Origin of the sequence: Nocardioides sp. (genome assembly GCF_036401255.1) — a bacterium.
In the GTDB taxonomy this organism is placed as follows: Bacteria; Actinomycetota; Actinomycetes; order Propionibacteriales; family Nocardioidaceae; genus Nocardioides.
On the sequence record NZ_DASWVI010000114.1, the window covers coordinates 1 to 2,284 of the forward strand.

The 2,284-nt window shown below is 73.6% G+C and carries 2 protein-coding genes; both read right to left on the reverse strand.

What is annotated here, in order from left to right; genetic code table 11:
• Positions 1–90: 90 nt before the first annotated feature.
• Complete coding sequence (locus VGD85_RS05220; RefSeq protein ID WP_331062386.1) at positions 91–822, reverse strand: hypothetical protein; 732 nt, start codon at positions 820–822, stop codon at positions 91–93.
• Positions 823–914: 92 nt separating this feature from the next.
• Positions 915–2,284, reverse strand: a 1,370-nt coding sequence (locus VGD85_RS05225) for a hydantoinase B/oxoprolinase family protein (protein ID WP_331062387.1), incomplete at its 5' end; no start/stop codon positions are given.

Sequence of the window (2,284 nt, forward strand, 5' to 3'; positions counted from 1 at the left end):
GCGGCCAGCGCCGCCGCCACCGCCCGGCCGGTCTTGCCGTGTCCGCCGAGCAGCGCGATCCGGGTCATGCGCCGACCCTAGCGAGGGCTGCTAGCCGGACACCTGCCGAGCGCCCGCGCGTCGACGCTGACGGCGCGCACGGCGGGCGGCCCGGTCCTCCTCGTAGCGCGGGTCGAAGTGCGGGTCGGCCAGGAGGTACTGGGCCAGCCGGCCGGGGGGCGGCTTGGGCGGTTGCTCCGGCTCGGGCACCATCCGGCCCTCGACGGCGTCCCAGAAGCGGTCGGCGAGGTGCATGACGCGGCGGGCGACGACGCCGGGCAGGCCGGTGTGGGGCGTGTAGGGGTGCGGCCTGCTCGGCGCCGCCAGCTCTGCGTCGTGGAGCCGCTGGGCCAGCCGGTCCAGCTCGTCGTCGTCGAGCGCCCCGGCGAGCAGCTCGCCGAGGTCGTGCTCACGACGGAACTGCTCGGCCAACGCCTCGTCGACGTCGGACCACACGGCGGGCCAGGCGAACTGCGTCTCGTAGACGGAGCCGTACTCGTGGGCCTTCACGTGCGCGAGCACGACCTCGAGTTCCTTGGCCGCATGCAGGTAGTCGTGCACCCGGGAGCCGCCGTCGGACAGCACGCGCCGGGCCTCGGGCACCAGCACGGCGTCGATCGCGTGGAGGTGCTTGCTGGCCTCGCCCAGGAACGCGTCGATGCGCTGCCGGTCGCCGCGCGGCTCCCCCGGCGGAGCGGCCATGGCCCGAGCGGCCTCGAGCCGCTCGGCCAGCCGCGTGTGCGTGTGCTGGAGTGACCTGCTCAGGACATCGGTCGTGCCCATCGGCCTCACCTCTTCGGGCGCCGTCCTTCCATGGTGCGCCGACGAGGTACGCCGGGCAAGAGGGTCGCCCGAGCCGAGGACCGCGCCCGGGGTCAGACCAGGTCGACCTCGGCGTACGGCGCCCCCGCGGCCAGCGTGGCGTAGCCGGGGCCGCGGTCGAAGAACGCCTCGCTCGCGGCCGGCCGGGCGGCCCGCTCGGCGGCGGTCGCCGCCTCGTCGAAGCCCACCGAGTCGTCGTCCAGGGAGCCGGTCAGCACCACGCCGTAGTCGGCGAGCGCGGCCTCCGGGGAGACCTTGCGCCACACCACGTCGCGGACCACGAGGGCCGGGTCGCGCTGCAGCGGGTCGCCCCAGCCACCGCCTCCGGTGGTGCGGATCCGGATTACCTCGCCCGCGGCCACCGGCTCGGCGTCGGCCAGGGCGTCGACCTCCCGCTCGCGGGGGCCGCCGGGATCGATCGTGACCTGGAACGGCTTGCCGGCCTGGCCGCCCTTGACGCCCCAGCAGGCCAGGATCGACCGGTCGGCGATCGACATGAAGTGGCCGTCCTTGAGCATCCGGATGTGCTTCTCGTAGCCGAGACCGCCGCGGAACCGGCCCGCTCCCCCGCTGTCCATCGTGAGCGAGAGCGACTCGACGCGGAACGGGAACCGGGCCTCGGTGAACTCCGTCGGCAGGTTCCGGGAGTCCGGCACCACGTGGATGGTGTCCTCGCCGTCGGCGTAGTACCGGCCGCCGGAGCCGCCGCCGAGGACCTCGCGCATGAGGTAGGGCCGGCCGTCGAGGTCCTCGCCGTACACGCCGGTGTAGCGGATCGTCTCCTGGTCGGCCGGCATCCGGCCGTCCACCGCCTTCGCGACCACCCCGGCGAGCACGCCGAGCAGGCGCAGGATCACGAACGTGCGCGCGTTGGTCGGCGCGGGGAAGACCGGCGTGAGCAGGGTGCCGGGCTCGGGGAACCGCATCTCGATCAGCGGCACCACGCCCTCGTTGACGTCGAGCTCGGCCATCCGCTCCGGGGAGTCGGCGAGGTTGCGCAGGATCGGCGCGAGCCACTTCTTCAAGAACACGCCGTCGCTGTAGTCACCACAGTGGTTGATCGGGCCCTTGGCCTGCGCGCTCGTGCCGTCGAAGTCGAGGACCAGCCGCTCGCCCTCGGGATCGTCCGGAGGCGTGCGGGTGAGGGTGATCCGCTGGGTGTGCAGCATCGGCTCGTCGACGCCGTCGTGCTCGGCGTAGTCCTCCCACACCCAGCTGCCCACCGGGATCTGGGAGAGGATCTCGCGACGGTAGGTCTCGGTCGTCCGCGACAGGATCGCGTCGAAGCAGGACTCGACCGTGGCGACGCCGTAGCGGTCGAACAGCTCACCGAGCCGGCGCGCGCCCATGAGGCAGGCGGAGCACTCGGCGTCGAGGTCGGCGGCCAGCGACTCGGGCATCCGCGAGTTGCGGGTCATGATCG

What these genes read in the sequence shown, in the direction of transcription:
- VGD85_RS05220 (WP_331062386.1), bottom strand. Translation starts at nt 822, where the DNA reads ATGGGCACGACCGATGTCCTGAGCAGGTCACTCCAGCACACGCACACG.